Genomic DNA, 25,444 nt, shown 5'->3' on the forward strand with positions numbered 1-25,444 from the left:
GTCACACCGTCGAAGGTCAACTTTCCCGGTCCGCGCTTATCGGCTACTCGTCGCGCGGAATTGATGTTCCCGAAGTCGCACAGTGAGTCCGTCGTATGCTCTTGCGGTGAGCTCGCTGCCATTCATTGAAGCCGACGTGACCCACCTGGAGCGAGCGGTCGAGCTCGCCTGGACCGCCCGGAACCGTGGCGACCATCCGTTCGGCTCGCTGCTGGTCACCCCGGACGGCGGCATCCTCGAGGCGGCGAACACGGTGGTCACCGGCGCCGACCCGACCGGCCACGCGGAGACCAACCTGGTCCGCCTGGCCGGCGGCGTGGACCGGGAGGCGCTGACCGGGAGCACGCTCTACACCAGCACCGAGCCGTGCGCGATGTGCGCGGGCGCGATCTACTGGTCCGGGATCGGGCGGGTGGTCTTCGCGCTCTCCTCGGAGGGGCTGAACGCGATGGTGGTGGAGGAAGAGGGGATCCCGCCACTGCGTCTGCCGTGCCGCGAGGTGTTCGCGCGAGGTGGGCGGTCGATCGAGGTGGCGGGGCCGTTCGACATGCCGTCGGCGACCGAGGTCCACGTCGGCTTCTGGGATTGACCGGGTCGCCGACCGCGCGGCTCGCGGCACATCCGGGGTACGGCCTGCTGCTGCGTGCTCAGGCCAGGTCGGATTCGGTCAGGGCGTCGGGGATCGGGGTGGCGCCGGTGTTGAAGCGGATCGTGCGGCCGATCGTCGCGGGCTCGGCCAGGACGTGCACCACGACGGCGGCGACGTCGGCGCGGCTCACCGAACCGGCCGTGGCGCCCTGGCTCGCGGTCTCGATCCGGCCGGTCGGCGGCTCGTCGAGGAGGCGGCTCGGCGCGAGGACCGTCCAATCCAGATCGGTCGTCGCGAGGTGGGCGTCGGCCGCGGCCTTCGCCTCGGCGTACGGGAAGAAGCTGCTCTCGGTCGGGACGCCGTGATCGATCTGCGAACCGAAGTAGGAGACCATCACGTAGCGGCGGACACCGGCCCGCGCCGCCGCGTCCATCGAGCGGATCGCCGCGTCGCGGTCGACCGCGTAGGTCCGGGACGGGCTCCCGCCGCCGGCCCCGGCCGACCAGACGATCGCGTCGTGGCCGGCGAACAGCGTGGCCAGCTCCTCGACACCGAGTTGCTCGACGTCGGCGACCAGCGGTTTCGCGCCGGTCTCCGCGACGTCGGCGGCGTGCTCCGGATTGCGGAGCACCGCGGTCACCTCGTGCCCGGCCTCGACCAGCAGCGGCAGCGCCAGCAGCGCCACCTTTCCGTGACCACCCATGACAAGAACACGCGATTCGTCCATTCCCGGGAGGTTACGCCTACCTGCGGCGATCCCTTCCGGTCGGCAGGTCCGGCTCTTCCGGGCGTCGGGTCCGGCTCTTTCGGTCGGCCGGTCCGGCCGGGCTCACCGAGCCCGGCCGTGAACCTGCCGGTCAGGCCTTGACGATCGGCTTCAGGGCCTCGGCGACCGTGGTGACCATGCCGGGCCGGTGACCGTTACGGATCAGGTTGATGGTGATCCCGTCGATACCGGCGCCGATCACCTTCTCGTGCAGCTGCTCGGCGACCTGCTCCGCGGTGCCGAGGAAGGCCCGGTTGCGGCGATCCTCCGGGATCGACTCGCTGAGCTCCTTCACCTCCTGCTCGTTCTCCCCGATCATGCCCATGACCAGGTAACTCGTGGCAAGAGTTGCCGGGTCCCGGCCGATCTCCGTGCACCGTTCCCGGAGCACGCCGACCTTGCGGGCCAGGTCGTCCACGTCGCAGATGATGTTCATGTGGTCGGCGAAGCGGGCCGCCAGCCGGAACGTCTTCTGCTCGCCGGAGCCACCCAGCATGATCGGGATGTTCGGCCGCAGTCGCGGATTGTTCATCGCGCCACGGGTCACGTACCACTTGCCCTCGTGCGTCGACGTCTCACCCTTGAGCATCGGCGCGATGATTGTCAGCGCCTCCTCGAGCCGCTCGAACCGCTGCCCGAACGTGCCGAACTCGAACCCGAGGTCGTTGTGCTCGCGCTCGAACCAGCCGGCCCCGATCCCGAGGATGGCCCGGCCCTTGGAGACCACATCGAGGGTGGTCACGGTCTTCGCCAGAAGAGCAGGATTACGGTACGTGTTCCCGGTGACCAGCGCCGACAACTGGATCGTCGAGGTGGCCGAGGCGAGGGCACCGAGCGTCGTGTAGGCCTCGAGCATGTTCGCTTCCGGCGCGCCGATGCCCGGCAGTTGGTAGAAATGGTCCATCACCAGCACGGTGTCGAACCCGGCCGCCTCCGCCTCCTTGGCCTGCGCGGTGACCGTGTCGAAGAGGTTCTCGACCGGCACGCCGGGATAGGTGTAGTTCGGGATCTGGTAACCGAGACGGATGCTCACAGTGCCTCCAACTATGTAAGAGGGCTATCACTTGTTAATGTAAGAGCCAACTTACACGGGGGCAAGCCGGGAGGTGAGCGTGTCGCGGGATCGGGCCTACCATCACGGCGACCTGCGGGCCGCTCTGATCGCCGCCAGCTTCGAGCTGCTCGCGGAGGGCGGGCTGCGGCGTTTCTCGGTGGCCGCGGTGGCGCGCCGGCTGGGAGTGAGCTCGGCCGCGCCTTATCGGCACTTCCCCGACCGTGACCACCTCCTCTCCGCGGTGTCCGGCGCCGCGGCCACCGACCTGCGCGCCGCAATCCTCGAGGCCGCCGTCGCAGCCGGTCCGCCCGCCCCGGACGGCCCGGGGGCGACGGATCCGGTTGCCGCCGGCAGCGCCCCGGCTGGCCCGGCTGCCGCTGCCGCTGCCGACAGGCTGGCGGCGGTTGCCGGTGCCTATTTCCGGTATGTCGTGGCGACCGGTGCCGGGTTCCACGTCATCTACGCCCCCGAGTTGTATGCCGTCGCTGACGAGAACCGCCGGGAGCAGACCCGGGCTCTGATGGACACCCTGCTCGACCTCGCGACCGCGACCGACGTCCCGTCCTACCGCCAGGCCGTCCCGCTGGTGGAGGCGATCATCGCGGTGGCGCACGGGTATACGTCGCTGTTCGCCGACGGCTTCTTCGCCCGCGGCGGCCCGCAGGCGGTCGAGACCGTGGCCGTCCGCGCGACCGAGGCCGCCCGAGCCCTGATCCGCGCCGAACACCGCCCCTGATTCCCCTTTCCTCCCCGGGCGCCTCGCGTCTCCGCCTCTGCGTGCCAGCCCTCCGGGGTCGTGGCTCCTTCCGTGTGCCGGCCCTTCGTTTCGCTGAAAGGCCGTCTGTGGGCCCGCCGGTGGGTGGAAGTCACTGATGTCTATGCTGCCCACCGTGATCAACTTGGTCCGTTGGCAGCGGATCGTCCTTCTCCCGGTCGCCGTGCTGCTGACCTCGGTCGCCGTGGCCGCCAGCGACGTGACGAACAGCTCGGCGTGGGCGGACGTCACCGCCCGGTTGACCCGGCCGATGCTGGAGAGCGGGCCGCTGCCCCGCCCGGCCGAGGACGCGCCGGTCTCCGAGTTTCAGGCGTGGATCGCCCAGGAGGCGAACGCCGTCCTCAAGGTGGAGACCGAAGGTCTGCTCAGCGGGGACTTCACCACCTACGCCCTCGGCGCGATGCCGGATGACCCGCTCGTGCGGGAGAGCCTGAAGAGTCGCTTCCGGACTCTGCGGGAGCTGAAGGTGACCCGCTTCGACCAGCGGATCGACGGTCAGCCCTACGTCCTGCCGGGCCGGGACTCCTGGCGGGTCGTAGTGATCGCCGACCACTGTTTCGTCGAGACGGACTGCGCCACCGACGAGGCGGTCTTCGACTCCCGATGGAAGGTCACGCCGGACGGGCTGAAGCTGACCGGATTCCGGGTCCACGACCGCACCCACCCGTGCTTCAGCTGCAGCTCGTCCCGGTCCGCGATCGTCGCCCGGCCGTGGGAGACCACCGAGCTGGTGGCCAAGGTCGGCAAACGCACGCTGGTCGCTGTCCCCTTGAAATACCGGGCCCGGCTCGCCGAACTCGCCGCCCGGGCCGAGAGCGCCGCCGTGATCGCCGACCGGTACCAGGTCGGTGACGGCAAGGTCGACCGGTACCGGCTCTTCATCGCCGACCCGGTGTCCTGTTCCCAGTGGTACTACGGATATCCGGGCGCCTGGGCAGCCGGCCTGGCCGCACCGACCGGCCCGAACCGCATCGAGGTCGAGGCGGCCGAGTCCGCACTGACGCCGGGTTACGCCGACGAACTGCTCACCCACGAGCTGGCCCACGTGTCGACGCTGCGCAACGACACCACCTACGGCCAGGACGACGTCTGGTTCCTGGTCGAGGGGATGGCCGAATACGTGATGCAGCAGGGCGTCGGCGGCAAGGAGTATCGCCGCGGGACGGTCGTGCGCCACCTCACCCAGCAACGGCCGCTGCGCTCGGTGATGGTCCAGCCGCCCGCTTTCGACGCCGACCTGGTCGACGCCCAGGCCCGGTACGCCGTCGGCTATTACGCCCTGGAATACCTGTTCAAGCACTACGGCAAGACGAAGACGCTGGCTTTCTTCCGCGGCGCCGTGCAGTACGGCATCGGCCTGGACGGCGCCTCCCAGTCCGCGTTCGGCAAGCCGTGGGCCAAGGTTGACCGGGAGTGCGCGGCATACGTCCGTAAACTCTGACCGGGACCGCGGCGACGGCCGGGTCGGCGGCCGCCGGGGTGGTGCGGCCGGTGATCACGGTCACCGGTGTGAGAGTCGCTGTCGGAAGACGTTGCCACACGGGACAGTCGTCGAGGTCCGGTACCAGTCAATACTGTTCATGAATCCCGGCGGGTGAGCGGCGGACGAGCCGGAGCAGGTGCTCGGCGATCTGTTCGCCGGCCAGTACGCCCGCGGAGCCGGTCACCGTGACGCTGTCCGTGCGCCAGCCGCGCTCGTGCAGCTCGCCGTGCGCCGGCCGGATTCCGGCGTCCGCGCGGGCCAGCATCTCCTGGTCGAGGAGCGAGTCACCGGCGGCGACGACCGAGCCGAGGTCCAGCCGCTCGGCGATCTCCGCGGTCGCGGCCCACTTGGTGATCGGTCCGGGTACGAAGTACAGCTTCCGGCCCTGCATCGACACCGTCCACCGGTGGGCGGCGCACCACGCGGTCAGCTCGGCGAGCTGGTCGCCGGGCAACCGGGACCGTTCCACGATCGCGTAGCAGAACAGCCCGTCGGCGTCGCGCAACCGGAGCAACCAGGCCGGGTCGCCGGTGTCCCGCACGTGATCCCGGACGGACTCCAGCGGCGCGCACTCCCGGCGCACCCGGTCGCCGATCGACCGGCCCCACGTGGGGTCCGGCCGGCCGTCGATCAGGATCTGCCCGCCGTTCGCGATCACCGCGTAGCGGGCGGGCTCCTCGGTGAGCCGGACCCGCTGGAACTGGGCGAGCGTGCGGGTGGTGACCGGGACCAGCGTGGCTGCCCGCGCCAGTTCCTCGATCAGGCGGCCGGCGCGCCGGGTGCAATAACTGAGCGGCTGCCCGTCGCTGATCTCGGCCACCTCGAGGCGGGGTGCCGCGGCGTCCGGACCGGTCAGCCCGAGCGCGGCAGCGGAGTAGATCAGCGTCCGATCCAGATCACACGCGACCAGCGGACCGCCGCTCACTTGCTGAGCGGCCGGATCAGGCCCACGCACTGATAAGGGAGATCTGCGTGTTCCTCCACCGGCACCCCGCGATCCGCCGCGAGCAGTCGCACGTGTTCCACGTCGCGCCCTGCCCCCGCCCGGATCAGTACCCGCCAGGGCACCCGGCGCAGCAGCACCCGGGTCGTCTCGCCGACGCCCGGTTTGACCAGGTTGAGGTCGCTGATGTGGTACTCCGCGCCGATCCGCTGCACGGCCGGCCAACCGGTCCACCGGGGTGTCCGGTCCGACGCCGCCAACTCCGGCCAGTCCCGGGCCACGGCGGCCATCACCGACGCGAACCGGGCGCTCACCGTGTCCAAGAAGACCGTGGAGAGATCGGCATCGGTCAGGTCGGCGTAGAACTTGGCCCCGTGGAACTCGCCCGGCCGGAGCAGCAGCCGGTTGAGGACGGTGCGCGACACCAGCCCGGACACCGTCGAGTTGAGGCAGGCCGAGGGCACCAGGTAGTCGTCGCGACTGCCGTACACATCGGTGCAGCTGCCTGGATCCGTGAGAACCGCGAGCGTCGGGCGGACCGGAAAATCGGCCAAGGCCGCGGTCAGTTCCCGGGCGATCGCGCCCTTGCCGGTCCAGCCGTCGACGAAGACCAGGTCGGCGGCGTCGTGCCGGTCCAGCACCCAGCGCAGCGCCGCGGTGTCGATGCCGCGGCCGCGGACGATGCTGACCGCGTAGTGCGGCAGATCGATGCCGGTGGCGGCCAGCGCCCAGCGGCGCATCAGCACCGCGATCGGGGTGCCGGCCCGGGCCAGCGAGAGCAGCACCGGGCGCGGGCTCACCAGATGCCGGACCAGTTCGGTGAGCACGCCGACGTCGTGCGCCAGCCGATCGGCGGTGTCCGTGAGAGCGCGGCGGAAGAGCGCGACGTACTCGTCGGTGGGCCGGTACTCGACCGGCAGCGACTCGGCGTAGTGCGCGGTGCCGGCTTGGATGGCCCGCTCACGGTGGTCCGGCGGAGCCTCCAACGGTACGGCGGACAGGTCGGTGAGCAGCCACCCGACCTCGTCGCAGGCATACGACCCGAACGCGGGCCCGCGCAGCGGAGCGATCATCAGACGCCGACCGTGGCGACCAGCACCCGGCGGCTCACCGACCCGAGCGCATGCAGCAGTCCGTCCAGCCGCTCGGTGTCCGCGGGCGGGTCGATCACCACCAGCACCGCGTCCACCCCGAGCCCCGCCAGGTTGTACGCATACCGACTGCCCGAGCCCTCCGGCGCCGGGAAGGTCAGCGCGCTCCGGATGGCGTACCCCGGCTCATCGATCACCACGACGGGTGAGCGAGTGGTGCTGGCGAACCGCACCCTGGCTGACTTGGCAAGCTCCGCGGCCAGCCGCAACGGCACGTACATCAGTTCCTCGGTGCCCAGCACGAGCAGGTCACGGACCGGCGGCACCACGGCGGCGAGCGCGGGCAGTGCGCGGTCGAGGCGCGCGCGATCGTCAGGCCCGAACCCGTGCCGCGCCGACTCCGGCAGACCCGCAGGCCAGGGCAGCCGTAGCCGGGTGATCTCGGGAGACGGCCACGATCCCGGATCAGAAACGGTCGTTACGAAGCGGGATGCCAGCTGCTGGCCCCGCTCCAGGGCGTCGGCGGGCAAGGTCAACCGGGCCTCGGCCACGGACACCACCGAGATCGTCACGCCGAGTTCCGCCGCCAGCGCGGTCAGCCCGGGCTGCCCGCCGGTGTCGAGCAGGGCGGCGACCACGTATGCGCGGTGCGGGTGCAGCCGGTGCAGTGCCCGGATCGTGTTCGCCGCCGTGTTTCCCGTGGTCAGTTCGTCGTCCACGAGCACCACCGGGCCGTCCCCGGTCAGCAGCCCGGTGTCGGCGGGCAGCAGCAGATGCCCGGTGGCGTGCGAGTGTTCCTCGGCGAAACCGGTGGCCGGCGCACGACCCGGCACCTCACGACGGGTGGACTGCAAGCACATCGCGTTCCCTAGCGCGTCGGCCACGCCGTGCCCCAGCGCCGTGGCTGTCTCCGCGTACCCGATAACCAAAGCCGGACCACTATCGGTCAGACGCGTGCGGACCAGCTCGCCGAGCCGCCGCCCGGCGGCGAGAATCCGTCGCGGTTCGGCGGGCACGTGTTTCCCGAGTACCCGGGAAACCAGGAGGTGGGCCCGCCGCGGGTTGCGCCGTAACGCCAGACCGATCATGTCCGGCACGTCCGGGGACCCGGTCAACCCGGCCGGCAGATGCTCGACCACCCAAGCGCTCGGCGCCGGGTCCAGAGGCGCCGGGTGCAGAGGACCCGAGAACAAGACCCGGGAGGTCATGCCTGTGCGCCGGCGACCAGCAGCTCGACAGTGTCCACGCCCTCGGCAGCCACCCCGAACAGCTCCGCGCGCCGCAACGTCCGCTCCGCCCAGGCCCGGTGCGGCTTGGACTCGTTCATCTTGTTGCGGTACGCGGACGCCCGCACCCCACCCCGTGCCCGGGTCGCCAGCACGTCACCGGCGTCGGCGTACTCCTCGGCGGTCACCACCATCAGCGCGTGCACCACCGGCACGTGCGTCGGGTGGATGACGGTCTTGCCGGTCAGCCCGTTCGCCTTGTCCAGCACCACCTCGCGCAGCAGCCCGTCCAGGTTCGACGAGATCAGCTCGCGGCGCAGGTCGTTCGCGTTGTGCAGGTGGAACGGCGACTCCCGCAACTGGGGCTTGAACAGCCGGCCGGTGTCCCCGAAGTGCTCCCACACCGGCCCGGTGATCACGTGTCCGGTGCCGTCGGCGCGGGCGAAGACGTTGACGATGTCGCCGATCGCGTCGGCGATCACCCGGACGTCGTAGACGGTCAGCCCGCGGGTCCGGCGCAGCCCGTACGCGCTGGACAGGTCGGTGGCGCCGACCCGCAACGCCAGCACCGAGCCGGGATACTTGTCGATCAGGCGCTGGATCGAGCGCAGCGCGTTGTCCCGGGTCTCCCGATAGATCACGTCGGGCGACTCGAGCACCGGCATGCCGAACAGCCGGACGCCGAGCCGGACCTCCGCGGCGACCAGCGCGTCCAGGTACTCGGCGCCGTTGAGCTCGGTGAACTTCGGCAGAACAAAACCGGTCAGCGCGGTCGGGCCGGTCCCGAGTTGCCGGGCGATGGCGGTGATCTGGTCGGGCTGCCGGACCCGGACGAAGGTGAGCGGCGCCGGCTCGCCGCCCAGCGTCCGGAGCTGCGTGATCACGTTCTGCTCGGCCTCGGCCACCTGGTCGTCGCCGATCGCGTCCTCCAGGCAGAGGACCACGCTCGTCACCCCGCGGGCGGCGACGCGGCGCAGGTCATCGGCGAGACGTGGCCGGGTGGCCGGCATGTAGAGGGTGGCGCCCAGCGCCAGGGCCAGTACCTCCGGCTCCGCGGAGCGGTGGAAAGGGCCCGGCTCCACCGAGAAGATCCGCTCGCGGACCTGCTGGGCGACGTGGGCGAAGTGCCGCATACGGCCATTAGCGCACAGCGGCCGCGAGGCCGGGACCGGATTCGTCACTTGCGGCCGGCCGTCCAGCGCATGCCCCAGTTGTACATGGCGTCCAGCACGCTCTGGGAACCCCTGATGTATTTCACCTCCCGGCGGATCGACAGCGCTCCGTCGGCGTTCTCGAGCATCACGATCGCGCAGGTCTGTGCCCGGTCGTCGGACTCGTCCAGGAGCACTTCGATCTGCGGGCCGGTGGCCGGGAAGACCGTGACGACGCCTTGAGCAGCGGCCCAGTTGGGCACTCCGGCATAGATGATCGTGAAGATCAGGATGCGCCGGATGGCACTGACCTGCCGCAGGTCGACGTACAAATTCTCGCCCTGGGTGTTGGTCCCCGAGCGGTCGTCACCGTCGAGGCGGCAGATCGGACCGCCGCCGAACGAGTGCGCGTCGGTGAACGCCTTGCCGTTCGCCTGGACCACGCCCTTGGAACCGTCGGTGTACTCGTAGAGACAACCGAGGTCCAGGTCGACGGGCGGATCGGACTTGCGGAAAATGCTGCCGGGGGCGGGGCGGGCGTTCCAGTTCAGGTTGACCCGCAACAGTCCGGCCTGCTTCGTCAGCGAGACCGTCGGCGCGGCCTTGGTCAAGCTGACCTTCGAGAGCGAGACCGCGCCCGGCGAGACCGCGGGCGGAGAGGCCGGCGCCTTGGGTCGCTTCGTGTAGTCGATCGCCACGACGATCAGGCCACGTTCACACCGTAGTCCTGCGCAATGCCCCGCAACCCCGACGCATATCCCTGACCGACCGCCCGGAACTTCCACTCCGCGCCGTTCCGGTACACCTCGCCGAACACCATCGCGGTCTCCGTCGATGCGTCCTCGGACAGGTCATACCGGGCCAACTCCTTGCCGTCACCCTGATTGATCACCCGGATGAACGCGTTGCGCACCTGCCCGAACGACTGTTTGCGCTGCTCAGCCTCATAGATGGCAACGCTGAACACGGCCTTGTCGCACTCCGCCGGCAGCTCCGCCAGTCGTAGATTGATCTGTTCGTCGTCGCCGTCGCCGGCGCCGGTCAGGTTGTCCCCGGTGTGTTCCACCAGCCCGTCCGGGGTCTGCAGGTTGCCGAAGAAGACGAAGTGCTGATCCGAGAGCACCTTGCCGTTCGGGTCGGCCAGGATCGCGCTGGCGTCCAGGTCGAAGTCGGTGCCGGTGGTGGTCCGCGCGTCCCAGCCGAGCCCGACGGTCACCGCGGAGAGTCCGGCGGCGCCGGCCTGCTTGGTGAGCGAGACGTTCCCACCCTTGGTGAGGCTGACAGACATGATGTCTCCTATCGAGAGATACCGATCTAGAGGTGCTGGGCGATCGTGGGGAGCAGGTCGTTGAAGGTCCGGCCGGACGCGGGCGTGCCGATCGCCGTCATCTCCCAGCCGTCGCCGCCCCGGGTCACCTTCGTCATGACCTGAGCCGTGTGCGATCCGCTGCCGGAGAGTTCGTACCGGGCGAGCTCGCGGCCGCCACGCTCATCGACCAGCCGGCACACCGCGTTCTGGATCTGGCTGAAGTTCTGCCCGGTGAACGAATTCACCACAAAAACCAGCGATTGTACGACCGGGGGCAGCGCGGTCAGGTCCACGACGATGCTCTCGTCGTCGCCGTCCCCCGCACCGGTCAGGTTGTCGCCGGTGTGCTGTACCGCGCCGTCCTTGCTGCGCAACTGCCGGAACCAGACCTGGTCGAGCAGGGTGCCGCCGGCGTCGAAGAGCAGGCACGACGCGTCCAGGTCGACGCTCTGCTCCTTGTTGCCGCCGAACAGCCCACGCTTCTTGATCACGTCCCAGCCGAGGCCCATCCGGACCCGGGACAACCCGTTGTCACCGGCGGCCTTGGTCAGCGAGACGCTCTCGCCCTTACGAAGACTGACAGCCATGGTTGCGTGCTCCTACGCGTCGATGAGGGTCTTGCGGCGTTCCTCGGCGGCCGCGGCGAGCCCGCCCCGCCGGTTCCGGATCACCGACGACACCATCGCGGCCGTGATGAACGCGACCCCGATCAGCCCGGTGACCACCTCGGGCACCTCCTGCTTGATGCTGATCAGCAGGATCACCGCGAGCGCACCGATCGCCCAGTGCGCGCCGTGCTCCAGGTACGCGTACTCGTCGAGGGAGCCCTTGCGGACCAGGTAGATGGTCAGTGACCGGATGTACATGGCGCCGACGCCCAGGCCGGTCGCGATGATGAAGATGTCCTGGCTGATCGCGAACGCGCCGATCACCCCGTCGAACGAGAACGAGGCGTCGAGCACCTCGAGGTAGAGGAAGAGGAAGAAGGCGGCGCGCCCGGCCAGCTTGGCGGTCTCGCTCGGCCCGGACGACTGCAACGACGTCTGCACGGTCAGCGCGTCGCCGTGGATCCCGGCGCTGCGCTGCTCGTCACCCTCCGAGCCCTCGTTCTCGAACATCTCGCCGAGCCCGTTGACCAGCAGATAAGTGGTGATCCCGAGACCGCCGGCGATCATCACGGTGCCCGGCTCGTCCGCCAGCACCTCCGCGGTCACCACCAGGCAGACCATGGCGACCACCACCGACACCTGGTTCAGCTTGCCGATCCGGGCCAGCGGCCGTTCCAGCCAGCCCAGCCAGGTGACCGCCCGGTCCTCGAAGACGAAGTCCAGGAAGAGCATCAACAAGAACATTCCCCCGTACGCGGCGATGCTCGGATGCGCCTCGTGCAGGTGTGCCGCATAGGTGCCCGGCTCGTCGGCCGGGCCGCCGGCGAGTGCCAGCCGGATCACCTCGATCGGCCCGATCCCGGCGGTGATCCCGACCAGTAGCAGCGGGAAGACCAGGCGCATGCCGAACACGGCCACGATGATGCCGACGGTGAGGAACTGTTTCTGCCAGTACGCGTTCATCCGTTCCAGCACGGTCGCGTTGACCACTGCGTTGTCGAAGGAGACCGAGATCTCCAGCACACAGAGAATGGCGACCAGGGCCAGTGCTGACGGGCCGCCCAGAATCAGCGCGCCGACGAGCGCGACGACGGTTATCGCGAAGGACCAGCCGAATACTCGGATAATCACGTACCGAACGCTAGTGGCGGTCTGCGCCTCCCGGTTCGGATTCGGCAATCCCGCCCGGGTTCCGGGGCTGTATAGAACCATGGAGTTGATCGCTGGACGACCCGGGAGAATGTGGGGGGAAAATGTCGGTCAGTCTCACCAAGGGTGGCAACGTGTCACTCACCAAACAGGCACCGGACCTGAAAAATGTCTCGGTCGGCCTCGGATGGGACGAACGGGCAACAACCGGGGCGGAGTTCGACCTGGATGCCAGCGCGCTCATGGTGAACGACCAGGGCAAGATCCTCTCAGATGCGCACTTCGTCTTCTTCAACAACCTGACCAGCCCAGACGGGTCAGTGGAGCACACCGGGGACAACCTCACCGGTGACGGCGACGGTGACGACGAGACGATCAACGTACGGCTCGGTGACGTGCCGCCGGAATGCCAGAAAGTGGTTTTCCCGGTCTCCATCTACGATGCCGAAACGCGCCGCCAGTCGTTCGGCCAGGTGCGCAACGCCTTCATCAGAATCGTCAACTCCGCCAATGGTGTCGAGCTGACCAGATACGACCTCGGCGAGGATTTCTCCACCGAAACGGCAATGGTCTTCGGTGAATTGTATCGGCACAGCGGTGAATGGAAATTCCGTGCGGTCGGGCAGGGATACGCCTCCGGGCTGTCCGGCATCGCCCGCGACTTCGGCGTGAATGTCGGTTGAGCCCATGTCCAGTCTTGATCTAGGACCGTCTCCCGCCCCGCTGGTCCTCGCCCCGCCGGCCGCGGTCGTCGAGGTCACCCCGGAGCAGGCGGTCGGCGCGGTCGTGGTGCCCCAGGCCAAACAGACCGAGCTGCAGCAGCGGGCCACGGCGTTCGCCGACGAGCTCGCCGCCCTCGACCCGCGCTCGCCGGAGTTCACCCAGAAGGTCGGCTCGATCACCAGCATGGGCCAGCAGGACATGCAGGCGGCGGCCTCGTCCGCGAACCGGATGCTGGAACGCCCGGCCGCGGCGATCGGCAAGGGCGGCGGCGACGCGCAGACCCGGGTCGCCAAGACCCTCGCCGACCTGCGGATCACCGTCACCGACCTGGACCCGAAACGCGCCGACCTGACCGGGATCAAGAAGGCCCTCAAGTGGCTGCCGGGCGGCGACAAGATCGACCGGTACTTCAACAACTACCGCTCGGCGCAGAGCCACCTCGACGCGATCATCCGGGCGCTCGCCTCCGGCCAGGACGAGCTGCGCAAGGACAACGCCGCGATCGAGACCGAGAAGGCCAACCTGTGGGCGTCGATGGGCCGGATCAGCGAGTACAACGAACTCGCCGCGGCACTCGACGAGGCGATCGCGCAGAAGGTCGCCGCGCTCGAGGTGGCCGGCCGGACCGAGGACGCCAGCGCCCTGACCTCGGACGCGCTGTTCGCGATCCGGCAGCGACGGCAGGACCTGATGACCCAGATGGCGGTCAGCGTGCAGGGCTACATGGCCCTCGACCTGATCCGCAAGAACAACCTCGAGCTGATCCGCGGTGTCGACCGGTCGCAGACCACCACGGTGGCCGCCCTGCGGATCGCGGTGATCGTCTCGCAGGCGCTGTCCCGGCAGAAGCTGGTGCTCGACCAGATCAACGCGCTGAACACGGTCACCTCGAACCTGATCGAGGCCACCTCGCAGCAGCTGCGCACCCAGGGCGCGGAGATCAACCAGCAGGCCGCGTCGGCCACCGTCGACGTCGAGAAACTCCAGGCCGCGTTCGACAACGTGTTCGCCACCATGGATGCGATCGACACGTTCCGGGCGCAGGCCGCCGACTCGATGGTGCAGACCATTCAGGCCCTCGAGGGTCAGGTCCAGCGGGCTCAGCCGTACCTGGAACGGGTCCGGCGGCACGAGCTCGGCTCCTGACCGGGTGCGCTGGTTCCGCCGGCTCGCCGACCCCGCCGCGCCGACCCCGGCCGCCCAGCCGCCGCCACCACCCGGGGCGGGGGTCGACGAGCTGGACCGCTTCATCAACCGCAGCGCCGGCCGGCTGCCCGGGTGGGCGGTGGTGCAGGCGCGATGGATAACGGACACGCTCCGGGCCATCCTGGACACGACCGAGCTGGAGGTCACCACCGTGATCCTGGTGGACGGGACGGCCGGCGACTACCTGCCGACCACGCTGACGGCTTATCTCGCCGTCGACGAGAGCCTGCGGAACCGGCCGCGGCGGGACGGTCGCACCCCCGAGCAGCACCTCCGCGACCAGCTCGACGACCTGCACACGGCGGCGACCACCGCACTGTCCGCTGTCCGGGACCGGGATGTCGACGCGATGACGACACAGAGCAACTTCTTGCGTACGAAATTCAGTCGCTCTGATCTTGATCTTTCCTGACCATGGCGACCATGAAGCGCGGCGCGAACGCGTCGCTGACCAGGGAAATCCCGGACCTTACCGGGGTGGTGCTCGGCGTCCGCGTCGACGCCGGGTCGGAAACCGTGCTGATCGACAACCTGGTGGTCGCCGCGATCCTGTGTGACGCCGGCAAGAAGGCGCTCTCCGACGACCACTTCGTCTTCTTCAACCAGCTGGCCACGCCGGACCTGTCGGTGCACCAGCTGGAGCAGGCGCTCGGGCCGGACCTGGACCAGATCGAGATCGACCTGGGTGGTGTGCCGGAGCCGGTCGCGCGGATCGTGGTGGTGCTCTACGTCAACGAGGGCAGTGGGCGGAATCGGACACTGGGGCGGCTGCGGCGCTGTGAGATCCGGGTGCTGAACCTGTCCGGTGGGCTGGAGCTGGTCCGGTCGGAGAACCTGGCGGAGGGCCTCGGGGTGGAGACCGGGCTGGCGCTGGGGGAGGTCTACCGCTACCAGAAGGAGTGGAAGTTCCGGGTCCTCGGCGACGGCTATGCCGACGGGATCATGGGGCTGGCCAGGGATTACGGGGTAGGGCTGTGACCATCGGGTCCCCGGAGGACGCGGCGCCCCGGACGGATCTTCCCTTCTTGCGGCACCGAGGCCGGCGCCCGCGCACAACCACCCGCCCCGCTTCACCAGCACACCCCCTCGCACATCCCGCAGCCCCAGCGGCCGGCTCCCTTGATCTGTCCGCGCCTTCAGCGGATCGCTCTCTTGAGCTGGGATCGCCTTCAGCGGATCGCTCTCTTGAGCTGGGATTGCCTTCAGCGGACCGCTCCCTTGAGTTGGGATCGCCGGACCGCTCTCTTGACCTGCCCCCTACCTCGCCGGGCTCGTCTCTTGATCTGAGTGCGCCCGGGCCGGCCGGTCCCCCTGGTCTGACCCCCACCTCGCCGGACCGGTCCCCTCGTCCGGTACCCACCACGCTGGATCTCGGGTCTACCTCGGCGAGGCGGGGACCGGCGGTGCCCGAGCGGGGATCGGCGTCGCTGGACCTCGGGTCGACGTCGTCAGAGCCGAGGCCGACCTCGCCGGGAGTGGCCCCGGCCGGGTCGCCACCGGGGGGAAGTCCAGTCCCGTCATCAGGGGGTGGGCATGCCTCGGGAGGGAGGTCCGCCCCGCTGGCCGGGGGAGGGCAGGCCCCCGCGGGGAGGCAGGCCCCGCTTTCGGGAGGGACGCCGGCACCGGTGCCGGCCGGGGGACATCAGGCCGGGAATCCGTCCCGGTGCCGGATCGCCCCGGTCCGCAGGGTCACCCCGGGAGGTCCGCTACCGCTGACCCCGCAGATGCCGACCGCCGTGCTGACCCGGATCCAGTCCGGAGTCGGCGCGCTCACGGTCACCGCGCACTGGTCCGAACCGGCCGCCGGCTGGCTGATCCTGGCCTGGCAGAAGAACTCCGGCGAGCAGCGGCTGATCACCCCGGCCGACGCCCCGTTCGCCCACGACGAATGTCTCCAGCTCGACCACCGCGGCGACACCCCGGAACTGCGGATCGACCTGCGCCAGATTCGCACCGTCGACCGGATCCTGCTGGCCACCGCCCCGAACGGCCCGCCCCGCCCGTTCACCGGCGCCCTGGCCCTGACCACGTTCGGCGGCGCCCGGATCGACCTGCCGATCACCAGCACCGCCACCGGCATCGCGGTCCTGATGACGATCTACAACGTGGCCGGCGAACTGGTCCTCCGCGCCGAACACGACCCGATCGGCACCAGCCTGCAAGCGGCCTGCCTCGCCTACGGCTACGACCGGATCACCTGGCTGGACCAGCACACCCCGCTGCGCTGACCAGCAGAGATCAGCTCCGGGCAATGCCACTGCTCCGCCACGTCGCGCTGCCGGCTGCGGATCGCTGGTGGCGGGGGCTCCCTGGTCGCCTGCCGACCGCCGGTGGCTGGGGTCGGCTGCCAGGCGAGGCGGCCGTGCGTCACGGTCCGCCGCGCCGGTCGCTGCCCGCGGCCGTCCCGCAAGGTGGTTCGCGGGTCCTGGCAGGTGGTCAGCTGCAGGGTTCCCGAGGAAAATCCGCAACCACGGTACGGCCCGATCCACCCAATAGTCCGCACCAAGGGGCAGCGAAAGCATGCACCAAAGCGCCCGGCCAGGTTGCGCAACCGCCGTGGTCGTCGAACACCCCCATAACGGCCACCACAACCAGCCCACCGGCCCGAGCTGGTCCTAGCGGCCGTTATGGGTCCGGTTTACGGGCCGTCACGTCCAGCCCACCGACCCGAGCTGGTCGTGGTGGCCGTTATAGGCCGGGTTTACGGGCCGTCAGGTCCAGCCCGTCGGGCCGGGCTGGTCGTGGTGGCCGTTATAGGTCGGGTTTATGGGCCGTCAGGGCCAGCTCGTAGGGCCGGGCTGGTCATGGTGGCCGTTATGGGGCCGGGTTATGGGCCGTTAGGACCAGCTCGTCGGGCAGGGCTGGGCGTGGCGGCCGTTATGGGGCCGGTTTAAGGGCTGTCAGGGCCAGCTCGTCGGGCTGGGCTGGTTGTGGTGGCCGTTTATGGGTCAGGGCTGAGTTGGTGGGCGGGGTTCAGCTGGTCCTGACCGGCGGTATCGCGTCTGGCGTGATGCCCGCCGACACGCCTGGATAAATCGGATATCGGCCGGGATTGACGCTCTGCTGGTGACCGTGAGCGGCAGCCGCACGGACCCGGCGAGCGTTCATGGTGGTCTCGCGGTCCTTGTTGCGACGATGGGTGCTCGCCGGGATGGGCGTTGTTCGTGGTTTCGGCGGGGTCAGGGTTGTGGGCGTTGGTCGGACCAGGCCTGCCAGAGGGTGGCGTAGGGGCCTGGGCGGGCGGTCAGCTCCTGGTGGGTGCCCTGTTCGACGATGCGGCCGGCGTCCAGGACGACGATGCGGTCGGCGGCGGCTGCCTGGGTGAGGCGGTGGGCGACGATCACCGCGGTTCGGCCGGAGAGGGCTGTGGCGGCTACTCGTTCCAGCAGGCGGGCGCCGGCGCTGCCGGCCTCGGCGGTGGCCTCGTCGAGGATCGCGACCGGGGGATCGGCCAGGATCAGCCGGGCGAAGGCCAGCTGTTGCGCCTGCGCGGCGGTCACGGTGTGCCCGCCCGAGCCGACCTCGGTCGACATCCCCTCGGGGAGCTGGTCCACCCAGGTCAGGGCGTCGACCGCGGTGAGTGCGGCGCGGACCTCGTCGTCGGTCGCGGCCGGGCGGGCCAGGCGCAGGTCGTCGGCGAGCGGTCCGGCGAAGACGTGCACTTCCTGGGTGATCAGCACGACCTCGCCGGCCGGCACGCGGACCGAGCCCGCCGTCGGCTGGTGCACGCCGGCGATCAGCTTGGCCAGGGTGGTCTTGCCGGCGCCGGTGGAGCCGACCACCGCGACCCGCTCACCCGGTGCAATGGTGAGATCGATATCGGACAGCACTGGTCGATCCTCCCGATAGGAGAATCCGAGACCCGAGACCAGCACGGCCGGCGGTGCGGCTGCGGGTCCGGCCTGCGGTGCGCCGGTCGGTGCGGCTGCAGAGTTGGCCGGCGGTGCGGTTGCAGAGTCGGCCAGGTCGGCGACGCCGACCAGGCGGTTCAGGCCGGACGCGGCTACCTGGGCGTCGTCGACCAGGGCCAGGGCTACGTTGATCGGGTTGAACAGGCCGTGGAAGTACAGGGCCGCCGCGGTGGCGGTGCCGATCGAGACGGCGTCGGCGCGTACCAGGAAGAAGCCGGTGCTCAGCACCGCCGCCAAGCCGGCGAACTCGGCCACGTGCAGCCGCGCGTAGAACCGGGTCTGCAACGCCACCCCGCGCAGCAGCAGGTCGACGGCCTCCTGGGACTTGGCCGCGACCCGGGCGCGGTGCTCGTCGGCGATCCGGAACGCCCGGATGGTCCGCGCCCCGTCGATCGTCGCCAGCAGGTGGTGCTGCTGCGCCGCGACCGCCACCCGCTGTGAGGCGTAGAGCGGGCCGGCGCGGCGGGTGTACCAGCGGACCGTGTACACCTGCACCGGCACGGCGATCAGGGCGGCGATCAAAAACCGCCAGTCCAGGACGGCCATCCCGGCGAGGGTCAGCCCGATGGTCAGTATCGCGCGGCTGAACTCGGGCAGGGCGCTGCGGGCCGCCTCGGCGATGGCCGCCACGTCGTTGGTGACGCGGGAGGTGAGGTCGCCGGCGCCGGCGCGTTCGACCTGTTCGAGGGGGAGGCGCAGCGCCGAGCCCACGAAGCGTTCCCGCAGCGAGGCCAGCATGCTCTCGGCGCCCTGAGCGAGCAGTGCCACGCCCCAGCCGGCCAGGATCGCCTCGCCGAGCGCGCCGGCCACCAGCCCGGCGCCGATCAGCACGATCGCGCCGGTGCTCGCGCCGCTGGACGCCAGGTCGACGATCCGGCCGAGCAGCGGTGGGGTGACGAGGCCGGCGACGGTCCCGGCGACCAGCAGCGCCAGCGCCACGGTCATCCGCCCACGCTGCGGCCGCAGCAGGCGGCGAAGCTCCGCCAAAGTCCGCCGTCCGGTAGCCACCGGCAGCAAGACTTGTCCTGATAAATCCGACAAAGAGGCTGTGCTCGACAGCGAGGGGCTCGCCAACGAGGACGCCGACGATGAGGAGCCTGCCGGCGCGGACGCCAACGGTGAAGAGCCTGCCAACCCGGACGCCGACGGTGAAGAGTCGGCCGGGGAGGAGGCCGGCGGTGCGGAGCCTGCCGGTAGGGGAGTCGGAGTTGTCACGCCAGCACCGTTCCTCGGTAGGTCTCGTCGCGGGCGACCAGCTCCAGATGTGTGCCCGAAGCACGCACCGCCCCGTCGTCCACCAGCACCACCCGATCAGCGACGGCCAGCAGGGCCGGGCTCGTCGTCACCAGCACCGTCGTCCGCCCGGCCCGCATCCCGCGCAGCCGGCCCGCGATCCGCGCCTCGGTCACCGCGTCCACCGCGGTCGTCGGGTCGTGCACCACCAGCACCGCAGGCTCCGCGGCGAGGGATCGGGCCAACGCCACCCGCTGCCGCTGCCCGCCGGACAGCGTGCGCGCCTCAAAAGCCGAGTCCGGCAACGACCGGGCCACCTCGTCCGCGTCGGCCGCGATCATCGCCGCGTCCACCACCTCCGCACAGGCACGCCCGGAGAGCGAGATCGCCCCGCGCAGCGTCCCGTCGAACAGGTCCGTGTGGTGGCCGGTGGCCAGCAGCACCGAGCGCAGGGCCGCCGGTGCCAGCGACGACAGCGCCACCCCGTCCAGCGTGACCTCACCCTCGGCGGGATCGTGGGAGCGGCCGAGCAGCCGGACCAGTTCCACGGCGAGGGCCGGATCGGTGGTCACCACGCCGAGCATCTCGCCGGGCGCGACGGTCAGATCGAGCGTGCTCACCCGTACCCGCAAAGCTCCTGACGCCGGGATCACCGGGACGGCCTCGCCTCCCGGCACCGCTTCGGGCGCCGCGAGAACCGCCGCGATCCGGCGGGCCGACGCGCGGCCCTGCGCGATGTCCGCGCCCACCCAGCCGAACGTCGACATCGGCCCGACCAGGAACTGCGCCAGGCCGACCGACGAGATCAGCTGACCGACGGTCAGGTCGCCACGGACCGCGAGGAGGCCGCCGGTCACCGCGATCACCGCGAGGAACAGACCGCTCAGACTGAGAACCAGACTTTGGTACGCCGATTCGGCGCGCGCCGCCTGCACCGTGGCGATCAACGCCGACCGGCTGCGCTGCCGATAGCGGGCGACCGCGGCCTGCTCGGCGCGCAACCCCTTCACCACCCGGAGCCCGGCGACCAGGTCGGCGGCCACCCCGGACGCCTGTGCGGCGTGTTCCTGTTCGGTCTCGCTGCGCGTCTCGAGGGGTTTGCCGATCAGCCGGGTCAGCACCATGAGCGGTGGCGTGCCGAGCAGCACGAGCAGGCCCAGCGGCAGCGACACCGACAGCAGTAGCACCGCCCCGACCAGCACCGCGCCGACCGCGGCGATACCGAAGATGACCGCGACGGCGACCGCGCCGACCCGGGCCGCGTCACCCGTCGCGACCGACACCAGCGCACCGGGCAGCCGATCGGTTTCGGCCCCGCCGCGGTCGTGCAGCACCCGCTGAGTGACCCGCATCCGCAGGTCGTGCGCGGCCTGCTCGGAGGCGCGTTCACTGCTCCGGGCCGCATACCGGAAGCTGTAGCTGAGTCCCAGGTAGACCGCGCCGAGCACACCCAGCCAGAGCGCCAGGTCGCCGACGCCGCCGGCCACCGCGCGGTCGATGATCACACCGATCAGGAACGGTACGGCCGCCTCGCCGGCCTGCCACGACGTGGCGAGCAGGGTGCCCAGCGCGATGGCACGGCGCTGCGGGGCGAGCGCGCTGCGGATCACGCGGTGGCCGTTTGACGCGTACGGGAGAGGCGCCGGCGCCGGCGGTCGGCCGGAACCACCATCGGGGTCCCGGTCTCCGGGTCGTCGATCACCCGGCACGGCATCGCGAAGACCTCCTCGACCAGCTCCGCGGTCATCACCTCGGCGGGCGGGCCCTGCGCGAGCACCGTCCCGGCCTTCATCACGATCAGCTCGGTGGCGTAGCGGCAGGCGTGGTTGAGGTCGTGCAGCACCGCGACCACGGTCCGGCCGTCCTCGTGCAGCTCCGCGCAGAGGTCGAGCACCTCGAACTGGTGGGACAGATCGAGGAACGTGGTCGGCTCGTCGAGCAGCAGGATCGGGGTCTGCTGGGCGAGGGCCATGGCCAGCCAGACCCGCTGCCGCTGCCCGCCGGAGAGCTCGTCGACGAACCGGTCGGCCAGGTCGGCCACCTCGGTCAGCCGCATCGCGTCGGCGACCGCGGCCTCGTCCTCGGCGGACCACTGCTTGAGCATCCGCTGGTGGGCGAAACGGCCCCGGGCGACGAGCTCCTCGACCACGATCCCGCCGGGCACGCTCGGTGACTGCGGGAGCATGCCGAGCTGGCGGGCGACGTGCTTGGACGGGTAGGACATGATCTCCTTGCCGTCCAGGTGCACCGCGCCGGCCTGCGGTTTCAGGATCCGGGCGAGGGCCTTGAGCAGGGTGGACTTGCCGCACGCGTTCGGGCCGACGATCACCGTGAACGAGCCGTCGGTGATCTGCACGCCGAGGTGCTCGGCGACGACCCGTCCGTCGTACCCCAGGGTGAGATCTTCTGCCCGTAGCCGTGAGCCGATCATCGGTTTCTCCGTTGGAAGAACAGCAACCAGGACAGATAGACGCCGCCGAGGGCGGCCGTGACGATACCCACCGGTACGTCGTTGGCGGGCAGCGCGTGCTGCGCGGCCCAGTCGCCCGCGGTCAGCAGCGCCGCACCCATCGCCGCGGCGGGCAGCACACCGGCCCGCGGCGAACGGCTCAGCCGGGCGGCGATCGGCGGCGCGGCCAGCGCGACGAACGCGATCGGACCGGCCGCCGCGGTCGCACCGGCTGCCAGCCCGACGGCGGCGAGGGCCAGCACGGCGCGGCTGCGCTGCACCGGCACCCCGTGCAGCACCGCGATCTCGTCGCCGAGCGTCAGCATGGTCAGGTGCCGGCCGTAGTAGAGGACCAGCGGCAGCAGCACCACCACCGTGACGGCCACGATGGTCACCTCGGTCCAGGTGCGCCCGTTCACGCTGCCGATCAGCCAGACCTGCGCGGCGATCGCCTCGTCCAGGTGGCTGCGATAGATCAGGTACGAGTTCGCCGCGTCCAGCAGCGCGGACACCCCGATGCCCATCAGCACCAGGCGGAACGGCTGGGTGCCGCGCCGGAACGCGAGCAGGTAGATCACCACCGAGGTGACCACGCAGCCGATGATCGCGCCGGCCGCCACCTGGACCCCGCCGCCGCCCAGGACCAGCATCACGATCAGCGCCCCGGACGCCGCGCCGACGGTCAGGCCGGCGAAGTCCGGGCTGCCCAGCGGGTTGCGGGTCAGTCCCTGGAAGACCGTGCCGCTGGCGCCCAGGGCCGCACCGACCAGCAGCGTGGTCAGCACCCGGGGCAGGCGCAGCTGGTAGACGATGAAGTCGGTGCCGGCGTCACCCCGGCCGCCCAGGCTGCGCAGCACGTCGGCGACCGGCACCGGGAAGTCGCCGGTGGTCAGGTTGACCAGGGCGACGGCGAGCGCGATCAGCAGCAGGACGGCGCCGACGGCCAGCGAGCGCGGGTGCACCCGGATCGAGAGGCCGCCGGCCCGGAGGGTGATCACAGCTCGCTCAGTTTCCGCCGGCGGCACAGCGCGATGAACAGGGGAGCGCCGAGGAACGCGGTGACCACCCCGACCGGCAGTTCGGCCGGCGCGACGAGCACCCGGCCCAGCACGTCCGAGGCGAGCAGCAGGGCCGGCCCGAGGATCAGCGAGTAGGCCAGGATCCAGCGCAGGTCGGCGCCGGCGAGCAACCGGGCCGCGTACGGCACGGCCAGCCCGAGGAACCAGATCGGGCCGCACGCCGCGGTGGCCGCCCCGCAGAGCAGGGTGACCGCGAGGATGCCGAGCGCGCGGATCCGTCCCGGGTGCGCGCCGAGCGCGGCCGCCGACTCGTCACCGAGGCTCAGCGCGTTCAGCTGCCGGCCCAGTGCCAGCGCGACCAGCACCCCGACGAGCAGGAACGGCGCGAGCTGCACCAGGGTGTCGCGTTCCCGGTCGGCCAGCGAGCCGACGTCCCAGTGCCGGTACCTGTCGAACGCCGCCCGGTTGGTGACCAGCACCGCCCAGATGATCGCGCCGAGCACCGAGGTGAGGCTGACCCCGGCGAGCACCAGGCGTTCCGGGGTGACCCGGCCGGAACCGCCGAGCCCGAACACCGCCGCCGAGACGAGCGCCGCGCCGATGAACGCGAACCAGACGTAGCCGGTGGCCGAGCCGATCCCGAGGAACGCGACCGCGACCACCACGCCGGTCGACGCGCCGAGGCTGACACCGAGCAGGCCGGGTTCGGCGAGCGGGTTGCGGGTGAGTGCCTGCATGACCGTGCCGGCCAGCCCGAGCGCGGCGCCGACCCCGATGCCGAGCAGGGTCCGGGGGAGCCGCAGCTGGTGGACGATGTCCGACGCCGCGCTGTCGTCCGGGTGCCACAGCACCTGCCAGACGATGCCCGGGCCGAGGGTGCGGCTGCCGACCGCGACGCTCAGCACGATCGCCGTGGCGAGCACGGCCGCCCCGATGCCGAGACTGATCCAGCGTTTGGCCGCGCGGGCCGAGGCCACCGATGGTACGTCGGTGACCTGCGTCAACGTGGACTCCATGCACCCCGCCCCGTCAGTAAGGTGAGGCTAACCTACACGTCCAGTCGACGGCAGTACGCCGGCGGTCCGCAACAGCCGCAGCCAGGAGTCGCGGTGCTCCGGTGCGCCCGCGCCGAGGACGAGCGTCACCAGTTCCGGATAGCGGGGGCCGAAGACGTACTCGGTGAAGAACGTGGGCACGTCGGGGGCGAGGTCCTCGGCCTCGAAATCCCCGTCGTACCCCTCGCTGAACCTCAGCCAGGTGTCCGTGTCGGCGTAGTAGACGTCGCCCTGCTCCGGGTCCACGCTGATGCCCTCGCCCTCGAGGATGCGGTCGCCGCCCATCGCCCGCGCCCGCCACAGCTCGTGGCCGATGGTCACCGGGTCGACCGGGAGGTAGTCGAGGATCGGCCGCTCGGCCCAGGCCCGGGCGTCGAGGATGGCCGGCGGCACCCGGAACCGGAAGAACGTCCCCTCGGCCAGGCTGAAGTCGCTGAACGCCGCCCGCAGTCCCGGCGGGCAGCCCGGGATCTCCGGCAGCTCGACCGGGTCCTCGATGCGCACGTCGAGGTCGTGTTCGGCGGCGAGCCGCCGGAACAGCCCGACCTTCTCGCGGAGTTCGTCCACAGCGGTCATCCGGCCATGATGGCGCATCCGGCACACCGGAGTGAGTTAGGAAGGTAAGCCTAACCTACACTGCAGTCCTCTCAGTTCAGAAAGGGATCTGCCGTGCGGCGACTCCTCTCCCTGGCCACGGCCGGGGTCATCCTTCTCGTGGCCGGTTGCGGCCCCAACTCCGCCAACGACACGGCCGAACCCTCGTCCTCGTCGGCGGCCGGCGCCACCGGGTTCCCGGTCTCGCTGGAGCACAAGTTCGGCACCACCACCGTCGCGGCCGAGCCGAAGCGGATCGTCACGGTCGGCCTGGTCGAGCAGGACGCCCTGCTCGCGCTCGGAGTCGTGCCGACCGCGACCACCGAGTGGTTCGGCGAGAAGCCCGGCGCGATCTGGCCGTGGGCCGAGGCCGCGCTCGGCTCGGCGCCCAAGCCGCAGGTGCTGACCAGCACCGACGGCGTCCAGTTCGAGAAGGTCGCGGCGCTGCGCCCGGACCTGATCCTGGCGATCTATTCCGGACTGACCGCCGAGGACTACGCCACCCTGTCGAAGATCGCGCCGACCGTCGCGCAGCCCAAGGACACCGTCGACTACGGCGTCGGCTGGCAGGACCTGACCCGTACGGTCGGCGCCGCCGTCGGGCGCAAGGACCAGGCGGAGAAGCTGGTCACCGACACCGAGGCGACGTTCGCCGCGGTCCGCCAGGCGCACCCGGAGTTCGCCGGCAAGACCGGCATGATGGCGATGACCTGGGAGGGTTACTACGTCTACGGCCCGCAGGACCCGCGCGCCCGGTTCCTGACCGACCTGGGCTTCACGCTCCCGGCCGGCCTGGCCGAGGTGACCGGCAAGGAGTTCGGCGCGAACCTGTCCAAGGAACGCACCGACATGCTCGACACCGACCTGCTGATCTGGCTGGTCGACGCGTACGCCAAGGACAAGGCGAAGGTCCAGGCCGACCCGCTCTACGCCAAGCTCGGTGTCACCACCGAGGGCCGGGACATCTACCTGGAGAACGGTGAGCTGGTCGGCGGGGCCACCTCGTTCATCACCGTGCTGAGCCTGCCGTTCCTGCTGGACAAGCTGGTCCCGCAGCTGTCCGCCGCGGTCGACGGCGACCCGGCCACCGCGGTGCAGCGCGCGAGCTGA

The 25,444-nt window shown here is 70.6% G+C and carries 25 protein-coding genes; 9 read left to right on the forward strand and 16 right to left on the reverse strand.

What is annotated here, in order from left to right; all coding sequences use genetic code 11:
- The first annotated feature begins 106 nt into the window (after window positions 1-106).
- The gene (locus ADL15_RS31745) at window positions 107-589 is read left to right on the forward strand and encodes a nucleoside deaminase (RefSeq protein ID WP_083971988.1); all 483 of its coding nucleotides are present in this window, start codon (window positions 107-109) and stop codon (window positions 587-589) included.
- Between the two features lie 58 nt (window positions 590-647).
- Here ADL15_RS31745 and ADL15_RS31750 read toward each other — a convergent pair whose 3' ends face one another.
- A complete protein-coding gene (locus tag ADL15_RS31750) occupies window positions 648-1,316 on the reverse strand; it encodes an NAD(P)H-binding protein (protein WP_067698864.1) in 669 nt (222 codons plus the stop codon).
- A 130-nt stretch (window positions 1,317-1,446) separates the two neighbouring features.
- Window positions 1,447-2,388, reverse strand: a complete 942-nt coding sequence (locus ADL15_RS31755; RefSeq protein WP_067698866.1) for an LLM class F420-dependent oxidoreductase — start codon at window positions 2,386-2,388, stop codon at window positions 1,447-1,449.
- A 79-nt stretch (window positions 2,389-2,467) separates the two neighbouring features.
- Between ADL15_RS31755 and ADL15_RS31760 the strand changes: the two genes are divergently transcribed.
- Window positions 2,468-3,145, forward strand: a complete 678-nt coding sequence (locus tag ADL15_RS31760) for a helix-turn-helix domain-containing protein (RefSeq protein WP_067698953.1) — start codon at window positions 2,468-2,470, stop codon at window positions 3,143-3,145.
- A 154-nt stretch (window positions 3,146-3,299) separates the two neighbouring features.
- A complete protein-coding gene (locus ADL15_RS31765; protein ID WP_157441722.1) occupies window positions 3,300-4,625 on the forward strand; it encodes a peptidase MA family metallohydrolase in 1,326 nt (441 codons plus the stop codon).
- 127 nt (window positions 4,626-4,752) lie between these two features.
- Here the strand turns inward: ADL15_RS31765 and ADL15_RS31770 are convergent, their stop codons facing one another.
- From ADL15_RS31770 to ADL15_RS31800, 8 genes are all read right to left on the reverse strand, one after another.
- The gene (locus ADL15_RS31770) at window positions 4,753-5,592 is read right to left on the reverse strand and encodes an HAD family hydrolase (RefSeq protein ID WP_067698871.1); all 840 of its coding nucleotides are present in this window, start codon (window positions 5,590-5,592) and stop codon (window positions 4,753-4,755) included.
- Entirely contained in the window at window positions 5,589-6,683 is a 1,095-nt protein-coding gene (locus tag ADL15_RS54555) for a cysteine protease StiP family protein (RefSeq protein WP_198171098.1), read from the reverse strand. Before ADL15_RS54555 ends, ADL15_RS31770 begins: the two co-directional genes overlap by 4 nt.
- On the reverse strand, window positions 6,683-7,840 hold the full coding sequence (locus tag ADL15_RS54560; RefSeq protein WP_198171099.1) for a phosphoribosyltransferase family protein: 1,158 nt from the start codon (window positions 7,838-7,840) through the stop codon (window positions 6,683-6,685). Before ADL15_RS54560 ends, ADL15_RS54555 begins: the two co-directional genes overlap by 1 nt.
- A gap of 65 nt (window positions 7,841-7,905) precedes the next feature.
- Window positions 7,906-9,060, reverse strand: coding sequence for an HpcH/HpaI aldolase/citrate lyase family protein (locus ADL15_RS31780; RefSeq protein ID WP_067698873.1), 1,155 nt, complete (start codon window positions 9,058-9,060; stop codon window positions 7,906-7,908).
- A gap of 44 nt (window positions 9,061-9,104) precedes the next feature.
- Entirely contained in the window at window positions 9,105-9,776 is a 672-nt protein-coding gene (locus ADL15_RS31785) for a TerD family protein (RefSeq protein ID WP_067698875.1), read from the reverse strand.
- A gap of 5 nt (window positions 9,777-9,781) precedes the next feature.
- Window positions 9,782-10,366 carry a TerD family protein gene (locus tag ADL15_RS31790; RefSeq protein WP_067698877.1) on the reverse strand — a complete coding sequence of 195 codons (585 nt, stop codon included), beginning with the start codon at window positions 10,364-10,366 and terminating at the stop codon, window positions 9,782-9,784.
- A 26-nt stretch (window positions 10,367-10,392) separates the two neighbouring features.
- Window positions 10,393-10,974 (reverse strand): TerD family protein, encoded by a 582-nt coding sequence (locus ADL15_RS31795; RefSeq protein ID WP_067698879.1) that lies wholly within the window; start codon window positions 10,972-10,974, stop codon window positions 10,393-10,395.
- A 12-nt stretch (window positions 10,975-10,986) separates the two neighbouring features.
- Window positions 10,987-12,126 carry a DUF475 domain-containing protein gene (locus ADL15_RS31800; protein WP_067698881.1) on the reverse strand — a complete coding sequence of 380 codons (1,140 nt, stop codon included), beginning with the start codon at window positions 12,124-12,126 and terminating at the stop codon, window positions 10,987-10,989.
- 122 nt (window positions 12,127-12,248) lie between these two features.
- On the opposite strand from ADL15_RS31800, the gene ADL15_RS31805 reads away from it, so the two are divergent.
- From ADL15_RS31805 to ADL15_RS31825, 5 genes are all read left to right on the forward strand, one after another.
- On the forward strand, window positions 12,249-12,827 hold the full coding sequence (locus ADL15_RS31805; protein ID WP_067698883.1) for a TerD family protein: 579 nt from the start codon (window positions 12,249-12,251) through the stop codon (window positions 12,825-12,827).
- Window positions 12,828-12,831: 4 nt separating this feature from the next.
- A complete protein-coding gene (locus ADL15_RS31810) occupies window positions 12,832-14,013 on the forward strand; it encodes a toxic anion resistance protein (RefSeq protein WP_067698886.1) in 1,182 nt (393 codons plus the stop codon).
- Window positions 14,014-14,017: 4 nt separating this feature from the next.
- Window positions 14,018-14,485 carry a hypothetical protein gene (locus tag ADL15_RS31815; RefSeq protein WP_067698890.1) on the forward strand — a complete coding sequence of 156 codons (468 nt, stop codon included), beginning with the start codon at window positions 14,018-14,020 and terminating at the stop codon, window positions 14,483-14,485.
- Window positions 14,486-14,487: 2 nt separating this feature from the next.
- Window positions 14,488-15,051: a TerD family protein gene (locus ADL15_RS31820; RefSeq protein ID WP_067698892.1), complete on the forward strand. Its 564-nt coding sequence runs from the start codon at window positions 14,488-14,490 to the stop codon at window positions 15,049-15,051.
- A 746-nt stretch (window positions 15,052-15,797) separates the two neighbouring features.
- Window positions 15,798-16,301, forward strand: a complete 504-nt coding sequence (locus ADL15_RS31825) for a hypothetical protein (RefSeq protein ID WP_067698895.1) — start codon at window positions 15,798-15,800, stop codon at window positions 16,299-16,301.
- 951 nt (window positions 16,302-17,252) lie between these two features.
- Here ADL15_RS31825 and ADL15_RS31830 read toward each other — a convergent pair.
- The 6 genes from ADL15_RS31830 to ADL15_RS31855 all read right to left on the reverse strand — a co-directional run bounded on the left by ADL15_RS31830 (window position 17,253) and on the right by ADL15_RS31855 (window position 24,316).
- The gene (locus ADL15_RS31830) at window positions 17,253-19,058 is read right to left on the reverse strand and encodes an ABC transporter ATP-binding protein (protein ID WP_394326961.1); all 1,806 of its coding nucleotides are present in this window, start codon (window positions 19,056-19,058) and stop codon (window positions 17,253-17,255) included.
- Between the two features lie 137 nt (window positions 19,059-19,195).
- Window positions 19,196-20,827 carry an ABC transporter ATP-binding protein gene (locus ADL15_RS31835; protein ID WP_067698899.1) on the reverse strand — a complete coding sequence of 544 codons (1,632 nt, stop codon included), beginning with the start codon at window positions 20,825-20,827 and terminating at the stop codon, window positions 19,196-19,198.
- Window positions 20,824-21,648, reverse strand: a complete 825-nt coding sequence (locus ADL15_RS31840) for an ABC transporter ATP-binding protein (RefSeq protein WP_067698900.1) — start codon at window positions 21,646-21,648, stop codon at window positions 20,824-20,826. The genes ADL15_RS31835 and ADL15_RS31840 overlap by 4 nt, the downstream gene beginning before the upstream one ends.
- A complete protein-coding gene (locus ADL15_RS31845) occupies window positions 21,645-22,664 on the reverse strand; it encodes a FecCD family ABC transporter permease (RefSeq protein ID WP_198171100.1) in 1,020 nt (339 codons plus the stop codon). Before ADL15_RS31845 ends, ADL15_RS31840 begins: the two co-directional genes overlap by 4 nt.
- A complete protein-coding gene (locus tag ADL15_RS31850; RefSeq protein WP_067698905.1) occupies window positions 22,661-23,701 on the reverse strand; it encodes a FecCD family ABC transporter permease in 1,041 nt (346 codons plus the stop codon). The genes ADL15_RS31845 and ADL15_RS31850 overlap by 4 nt, the downstream gene beginning before the upstream one ends.
- Window positions 23,702-23,728: 27 nt before the next feature.
- Complete coding sequence (locus ADL15_RS31855) at window positions 23,729-24,316, reverse strand: hypothetical protein (RefSeq protein WP_067698907.1); 588 nt, start codon at window positions 24,314-24,316, stop codon at window positions 23,729-23,731.
- Between the two features lie 93 nt (window positions 24,317-24,409).
- Here ADL15_RS31855 and ADL15_RS31860 point away from each other — a divergent pair, with 93 nt between their 5' ends.
- Window positions 24,410-25,444 (forward strand): iron-siderophore ABC transporter substrate-binding protein, encoded by a 1,035-nt coding sequence (locus tag ADL15_RS31860; protein ID WP_157441723.1) that lies wholly within the window; start codon window positions 24,410-24,412, stop codon window positions 25,442-25,444.

It is taken from the genome of Actinoplanes awajinensis subsp. mycoplanecinus, assembly GCF_001509495.1.
Taxonomy (GTDB): domain Bacteria; phylum Actinomycetota; class Actinomycetes; order Mycobacteriales; family Micromonosporaceae; genus Actinoplanes; species Actinoplanes palleronii.

What these genes read in the sequence shown, in the direction of transcription:
- ADL15_RS31750 (WP_067698864.1), bottom strand. Translation starts at nt 1,316, where the DNA reads ATGGACGAATCGCGTGTTCTTGTCATGGGTGGTCACGGAAAGGTGGCG.
- ADL15_RS54555 (WP_198171098.1), bottom strand. Translation starts at nt 6,683, where the DNA reads ATGATCGCTCCGCTGCGCGGGCCCGCGTTCGGGTCGTATGCCTGCGAC.
- ADL15_RS31780 (WP_067698873.1), bottom strand. Translation starts at nt 9,060, where the DNA reads ATGCGGCACTTCGCCCACGTCGCCCAGCAGGTCCGCGAGCGGATCTTC.
- ADL15_RS31790 (WP_067698877.1), bottom strand. Translation starts at nt 10,366, where the DNA reads ATGTCTGTCAGCCTCACCAAGGGTGGGAACGTCTCGCTCACCAAGCAG.
- ADL15_RS31795 (WP_067698879.1), bottom strand. Translation starts at nt 10,974, where the DNA reads ATGGCTGTCAGTCTTCGTAAGGGCGAGAGCGTCTCGCTGACCAAGGCC.
- ADL15_RS31805 (WP_067698883.1), top strand. Translation starts at nt 12,249, where the DNA reads ATGTCGGTCAGTCTCACCAAGGGTGGCAACGTGTCACTCACCAAACAG.
- ADL15_RS31810 (WP_067698886.1), top strand. Translation starts at nt 12,832, where the DNA reads ATGTCCAGTCTTGATCTAGGACCGTCTCCCGCCCCGCTGGTCCTCGCC.
- ADL15_RS31820 (WP_067698892.1), top strand. Translation starts at nt 14,488, where the DNA reads ATGGCGACCATGAAGCGCGGCGCGAACGCGTCGCTGACCAGGGAAATC.
- ADL15_RS31825 (WP_067698895.1), top strand. Translation starts at nt 15,798, where the DNA reads ATGCCGACCGCCGTGCTGACCCGGATCCAGTCCGGAGTCGGCGCGCTC.
- ADL15_RS31840 (WP_067698900.1), bottom strand. Translation starts at nt 21,648, where the DNA reads ATGATCGGCTCACGGCTACGGGCAGAAGATCTCACCCTGGGGTACGAC.
- ADL15_RS31850 (WP_067698905.1), bottom strand. Translation starts at nt 23,701, where the DNA reads ATGGAGTCCACGTTGACGCAGGTCACCGACGTACCATCGGTGGCCTCG.
- ADL15_RS31855 (WP_067698907.1), bottom strand. Translation starts at nt 24,316, where the DNA reads ATGACCGCTGTGGACGAACTCCGCGAGAAGGTCGGGCTGTTCCGGCGG.